Annotated in this window: 2 protein-coding genes and 1 pseudogene; all 3 read right to left on the bottom strand. The window is 68.0% G+C overall.

Features of this window, described 5'->3' with window-relative positions:
• Window positions 1-85: 85 nt before the first annotated feature.
• Window positions 86-1,675: pseudogene (locus tag ACZ7IB_RS17485) on the bottom strand (ABC transporter substrate-binding protein); the annotation flags it as partial.
• Window positions 1,676-2,041: 366 nt separating this feature from the next.
• Window positions 2,042-2,743: an HAD family hydrolase gene (locus ACZ7IB_RS17480; protein ID WP_470913314.1), complete on the bottom strand. Its 702-nt coding sequence runs from the start codon at window positions 2,741-2,743 to the stop codon at window positions 2,042-2,044.
• A gap of 120 nt (window positions 2,744-2,863) precedes the next feature.
• Window positions 2,864-6,376, bottom strand: coding sequence for a methionine synthase (metH, locus tag ACZ7IB_RS17475; protein ID WP_470913313.1), 3,513 nt, complete (start codon window positions 6,374-6,376; stop codon window positions 2,864-2,866).
• Window positions 6,377-6,605 lie beyond the last annotated feature (229 nt).

Raw genomic sequence — 6,605 nt, 5'->3', positions numbered from 1 at the left:
ACCCCCCCCCCCCCCCCCCCCCCCCACCCCCCCCCCCCCCCCCCCCCCCCCCCCCCTCCCCCCCCCCCCCCCCCCCCCCGGTGCCCTTCCCCAGCTCCCAGAGCTGGAGGTCGGCGGTGGAGTTGACCGCCCACTCGACGCCGGTGAGGTCTTCGCGGGAGGCGGCGTACTGCTTGCCCTGCCAGATCGGCAGTACGGGGACGTCGTTGGCAACGATGTCCTGGAGCTGCTGGAAGGTCTTGGCCGAGGCGCTGCGGTCGGTCTCGCGGCGGGACTGCGGAATGAGCGTCTTCTGGGCCAGGGCCGACTTGTAGGGCGAGTTGAGGAAGTTGTTCTTGTCGAGGAACGGCGCCGTGAAGTTGTCGGGGTCCGGGAAGTCGGGGAACCAGCCCATGCCGTAGACGGCGTAGTCGCCGCGCAGCTGTGCCGGGCGGTACTTCGCCCAGGGGGTTCCCTGGACGGTGGCGTCGAACAGTCCGGTGTCGTCGAGCTGCTTCTTCAGGGTTCCGAACTCGGCGGCGGTGCCGGCGCCGACACGGTCGGTCGGGTAGTGGAGCGTGAGCTTCACCGGGGTGTCGACGCCTGCGGCGTTCAGGATCGCCGCAGCCTTCGTGGCGCTCGGTTCGCTGTACCTGTTGTAGAACGAGTTGGCGTGCGCGGTGATGCCGGACGGGATCAGCGAGTACAGCGGCTCGGCCGTGGTGCCGTACACCTTGCTCGCGATTTCACCGCGGTCGATGACCTGGGCCATGGCCTGGCGGACGGCCTTGTTCTTCACAGCCGGGTCGTCGGTGTTGAAGCCCAGGAAATGGATGGCGAGGCCGGGCATCTCGGTGAGCTTGATGCCGTCCCTGGGCTTTTCGAGCATCTGCTGGGACTGCTCGGGCGACATGGTGCGGGTCATCATGTCGATCTTCTCGTTGTCGAGGGCCTTGCCCATGGCCGTCGGGTCAGGGAAGACGTCCAGCTCGACCTTCTCGTTCCGTACCTTCAGATCCCCCTTGTAGTGGGGGTTCCTGGTGAAGAGCACCTTGACGACCTGGTTGTGCTCGACTTCCGGCTTCATGATGTACGGGCCGGAGCCGTCCACCTGGAATCCGGTACGCGCGGACTTCGCCGCGTACTTGCTCCGCGGCACGATCCCGGCGACCGGGGTGGCGAGCTTGTACGGGAACGTGGCGTCCGGCGCGCGCAGATGGAAGATGACCTCCCGATCGCCCTGGGTCTCGACCGTGTCGATGTTGTCGAGCAGGGCGGCGGGCCCGTTCGCGGCGTCGATGCGGATGACGCGGTCGATGGAGTACTTCACATCATCGGCGGTCATGGCCTTGCCACTGGAGAACTTCAGACCACTGCGCAGCTTGCAGCGGTAGCTCTCGTTCTGCGTGTCCGTGAAGGTGCAGCTCTCCGCGGCTTCGGGCACCGGCTCGCCCCCGCCGCGCGGCACGTGCACCAGGGTCTGCACGGTCTGCCGGAGCACATTCCATACGCCGGCTTCGTAGCCGATGGCGGGGTCGAGCGGCGCGGGGTTGACCTTGGAGGCGACGAACTGGTCCGTGGTGCCGACAACGATGGCGGCCTTGCCATCGCCCCCGTCGCCCGACGCGCCGCAGGCGGCGAGTGCGGGTGCAAGCAGGCCGACGACGGCCGGCAGCACCAGAGTCTTGCGGTTCATCTTGGACGCTCTCCCTCATCCGTGCATTGAGAAGGCGACATTAGTAGGCGCCGTCGGCAATGCCGGACCGGAGATGTCCCGATGCGTAATCAGACGGTGATGGGAATTAGCGGCGAGCCGTTTTTCTCGTCCGGGAAGCTTTAGTACAGGACCTCACCAATCGTGACATTTCGGCACGCCAAAACGGACACCTCGGTGGATCTCAAAAAGCCTTCAGAGGTCACTCAGGTGACAAAGCTCACGCCCCGGGCTCTTCCTTCCCTTTGCCGTACGCCCGACTTGCACACACTTACGTACGACAGGAGATGCATCATCCGACGCCGAGAGTTTTTCGATTTATTCACAGAAACACTCTCGGTGTGCGGATCACTGCAATCCTGTGACCAGGCCCCGGAGAAATGCGAGATCGACTTCTTCGAGCGAACGTACGACCACTCGGCCGGAGGCAGGGGCGATCGGCGCGACGGACGGTACGGCGACCACCCGGCAGCCTGCGGCCTCCGCCGCAGCGACGCCGGTCGCGGTGTCCTCGATGACCGCGCAGAGCTCGGGGACCGCCCCGAAGCCGGACGCGGCGGTGAGATAGGGCTCCGGGTGCGGTTTGGTACGGGAGACCTCGTCGCCCGCGACGGTGAGGGCGAAGTGGTGGGCGCCCACCGAGTCCAGCACCCGGTCGATGATCCGCCGGTGCGAGGCGGAGACCAGGGCGGTGGGAATCTCGTGCCTGGCCAGCTCGGCCAGCAGCCGTGCCGCGCCCGGCATCAGCGGCACCCCGCGGTCGATGCGCCTCTCGAAGCGGTCGTTGAGCAGCACGGTGAGTTCGGCGAGGGTGATGTCCGCGCCGGTGACATCCATGAGGTAGCCGGCGCTGCGGGTCATCGGCCCGCCGACCACCACGTCCCGCCAGGCCTCGTCGAGCTGATGCCCGAGCTCGGCGAAGACCTCCACCTCGGCGTCCCACCAGAAACCCTCGGTGTCGACGAGCGTGCCGTCCATGTCGAGCAGGACGGCCTGCAGAGCGGCGCCTTCGGCCGTGCGGGTCATGGACGCGGGAACCGTGCTGGTCATCCGGCACACCTTCCGTAAGGGACGAGAAGGCCGGCCGCCATTTCCCGTGGGAAGGGCGACCGGCCTGCACTGGACCGACCAGTCTACGACTTGTCCGGCTACCGCGCGCTGAACGGCGTCTTACCGCGCGTTGAAGTACTTCGCCTCCGGATGGTGGATGACGATCGCGTCGGTGGACTGCTCCGGGTGCAGCTGGAACTCCTCCGAGAGATGCACACCGATCCGCTCGGGCTGGAGCAGCTCGGCGATCTTCCCCCGGTCCTCCAGGTCGGGGCAGGCGCCGTAGCCGAGCGAGAAGCGCGCGCCACGGTACTTCAGCGCGAACATGTCCTCGACATCGGCGGGGTCCTCGCCGCCGAAGCCGAGCTCGGAGCGGACCCGGGCGTGCCAGTACTCGGCGAGGGCCTCGGCCAGCTGTACGGACAGGCCGTGCAGTTCCAGGTAGTCGCGGTAGGAGTTGGCCTCGAAGAGCTTCGCGGTCTCGCCGCCGATCTTCGAGCCGACGGTGACGACCTGGAGGCCGATCACATCGGTCTCGCCGGACTCCTCGGGGCGGAAGAAGTCCGCGAGGCAGAGGCGGCGGCCGCGGCGCTGGCGCGGGAAGGTGAAGCGGGTACGCTCGGAGCCGTCCTCGTGGAGCAGGATCAGGTCGTCGCCCTTGGAGACGCAGGGGAAGTAGCCGTAGACGACGGCGGCTTCCAGCAGGTTCTCGGTGTGGAGCTTGTCGAGCCAGCCGCGCAGGTGCGGGCGGCCCTCGGTCTCGACCAGCTCCTCGTACGTGGGTCCGTCACCGGCGCGGGCCTGCTTGAGGCCCCACTGCCCCTTGAAGAGCGCGCCCTCGTCCAGCCAGGAGGCGTACTCCTTGAGCTGGATGCCCTTGACGACCCGGGTGCCCCAGAACGGCGGTGCGGGGACCGGGTTGTCGACGGCGACGTCGGAGCGGACGCCCTCCTCGGGCTCGTCGACCTCCAGGACCGCCGTGTCTCGCTTGGGGACGCGGCGCTGCTTGAGTTCGGGAAGGGCGGCGCCGGGGACGCCGCGCTTGACCGCGATGAGGGCGTCCATCAGGCGCAGCCCCTCGAACGCGTCGCGGGCGTAGCGGACCTCGCCCTCGTAGATCTCGTGAAGGTCCTGCTCGACATAGGCCCGGGTGAGTGCGGCGCCGCCGAGGATCACCGGGTATTCGGCGGCCAGCTTGCGCTGGTTCAGCTCCTCCAGGTTCTCCTTCATGATCACGGTGGACTTCACCAGGAGGCCGGACATACCGATGACGTCGGCGCGGTGCTCCTCGGCGGCTTCCAGGATCGCGGCGACGGGCTGCTTGATGCCGAGGTTGACCACGTTGAAGCCGTTGTTGGACAGGATGATGTCGACGAGGTTCTTGCCGATGTCATGGACGTCGCCGCGGACGGTGGCCAGCACGATCGTGCCCTTGCCCTCGGCGTCGGACTTCTCCATGTGCGGCTCCAGATAGGCCACCGCGGTCTTCATGACCTCCGCGGACTGGAGCACGAACGGCAGCTGCATCTGGCCGGAGCCGAAGAGCTCGCCGACGACCTTCATGCCCTCCAGGAGGGTGTCGTTGACGATGTCGAGGGCCGGGCGGGTCCGCAGGGCCTCGTCGAGGTCGGCCTCCAGGCCGTTCTTCTCGCCGTCGATGATCCGGCACTGGAGGCGCTCGTCCAGCGGCAGGGCGAGGAGTTCCTCGGCCTTGCCCGCCTTCATCGACTTTGTGCTGACTCCCTCGAAGAGCTCCATGAGCTTCTGGAGGGGGTCGTAGCCCTCGGAGCGGCGGTCGTGGATGAGGTCGAGTGCGACCTTGACCTGCTCCTCTTCGAGGCGTGCGATCGGCAGGATCTTGGAGGCGTGCACGATGGCCGAGTCGAGTCCGGCCTTGACGCACTCGTCGAGGAAGACGGAGTTCAGCACGGTGCGGGCGGCCGGGTTGAGGCCGAAGGAGATGTTGGACAGGCCCAGCGTGGTCTGGACGTCGGGGTGGCGCTTCTTCAGTTCGCGGATGGCCCCGATGGTGGCGATGCCGTCGCCCCGGGACTCCTCCTGCCCGGTGCAGATGGTGAAGGTCAGGGTGTCGATCAGGATGTCCGACTCCTTGATGCCCCAGTTGCCGGTCAGGTCCTCGATGAGCCGCTCGGCGACGGCGACCTTGTGCTCGACGGTACGGGCCTGGCCCTCCTCGTCGATGGTCAGGGCGATCAGCGCGGCACCGTGCTCGGCGGCCAGCGCGGTGACCTTGGCGAAGCGGGACTCGGGTCCGTCGCCGTCCTCGTAGTTGACGGAGTTGAGGACGGCACGGCCGCCGAGCTTCTCCAGACCGGCCCGCAGGACGGGCAGTTCGGTGGAGTCGAGCACGATCGGGAGGGTGGAGGCGGTGGCGAAGCGTCCGGCCAGCTCCTCCATGTCCGCCACACCGTCGCGGCCCACGTAGTCGACGCAGAGGTCGAGCATGTGGGCGCCCTCGCGGATCTGGTCGCGGGCCATCTCCACGCAGTCGTCCCAGCGGGCCTCCAGCATGGCCTCGCGGAACTTCTTCGACCCGTTGGCGTTCGTGCGCTCGCCGATCGCGAGGTACGCGGTGTCCTGGCGGAACGGGACGGTCTGGTACAAGGAGGCGGCGCCCGGCTCGGGACGGGGGGCACGGGGGGTGAGCTCGGAGCCGCGGACGCGTTCGACGAGCTGCCGCAGGTGCTCCGGAGTCGTACCGCAGCAGCCTCCGACCAGCGAGAGGCCGTACTCCTGGACGAACGTCTCCTGGGCATCGGCAAGCCCCCCGGGGCCGAGCGGGAAGTGCGCCCCGTCCTTGGTGAGCACCGGCAGTCCGGCGTTCGGCATGCAGAGCAGCGGGATACGGGAGTGGCGCGTGAGGTAGCGCAGGTGCTCGCTCATCTCGGCGGGGCCGGTCGAGCAGTTCAGACCGATCATGTCGATGCCGAGCGGTTCCAGCGCAGTGAGCGCGGCACCGATCTCGGAGCCGAGCAGCATGGTGCCGGTGGTTTCGAACGCCAGCGAACACAGCAGCAGGAGGTCGCTGCCCGTCGCCTCCAGGGCGCGCCGCGCGCCAAGCACGGCGGCCTTGGTCTGCAGCAGGTCCTGCGTCGTCTCGATGATGAGCGCGTCCGCGCCGCCGGCAATCAGCCCCTCGGCGTTCTGCTGGAAGCCGTCGCGCAGCACGGTGTAGGGAGCGTGTCCCAGGGTCGGCAGCTTCGTGCCCGGGCCCATGGAGCCGAGCACCCAGCGCTGCTGTCCGGTGGACGCGGTGAATTCGTCGGCGACCTCGCGGGCGATGCGCGCGCCGGACTCGGAGAGTTCGTGGATCCGCTCGGGGATGTCGTACTCGCCCAGGGCGGTGACGTTGGCCCCGAAGGTGTTCGTCTCGACGCAGTCCACGCCGACGGCGAAGTACTCCTGGTGCACGGAGCGCACGATGTCGGGGCGCGTGACGTTCAGGATCTCGTTGCAGCCTTCGAGATTCTCGAAGTCCTCGAGGGTGGGGTCCTGCGCCTGGAGCATGGTGCCCATGGCACCGTCGGCCACCACCACCCGGGTGGCGAGTGCCTCGCGGAGGGCTTCGGCTCGGTTCCGGCTGTCGGCGGAAGGGGTCGGCGACGAGGCCATGGATGTACTCCCTGGGATGCGACGGCTGTCGGCTTTGCGTCTTCGGCGGAAGGCGCACCAGGCCAGCGTAGCCGGGCAGCGCCCGGGGCCGTCACTCCGTCCCACGGAACGGACGGCATGCTGTGCGCGGAGATGTCCGGATCGGAGTGGTGCCGCAGTTTTCCTGTGGGATCGAGCACAGGTCGGCATCGACCGATAGTGTTCAGCATTGTCGAACCAACGTGGAGGA

Source organism: Streptomyces sp. NPDC037301 (assembly GCF_055602785.1).
Note: the sequence above shows the minus strand (reverse complement) of the source record. Positions and strands in the feature narration are given on the sequence as shown.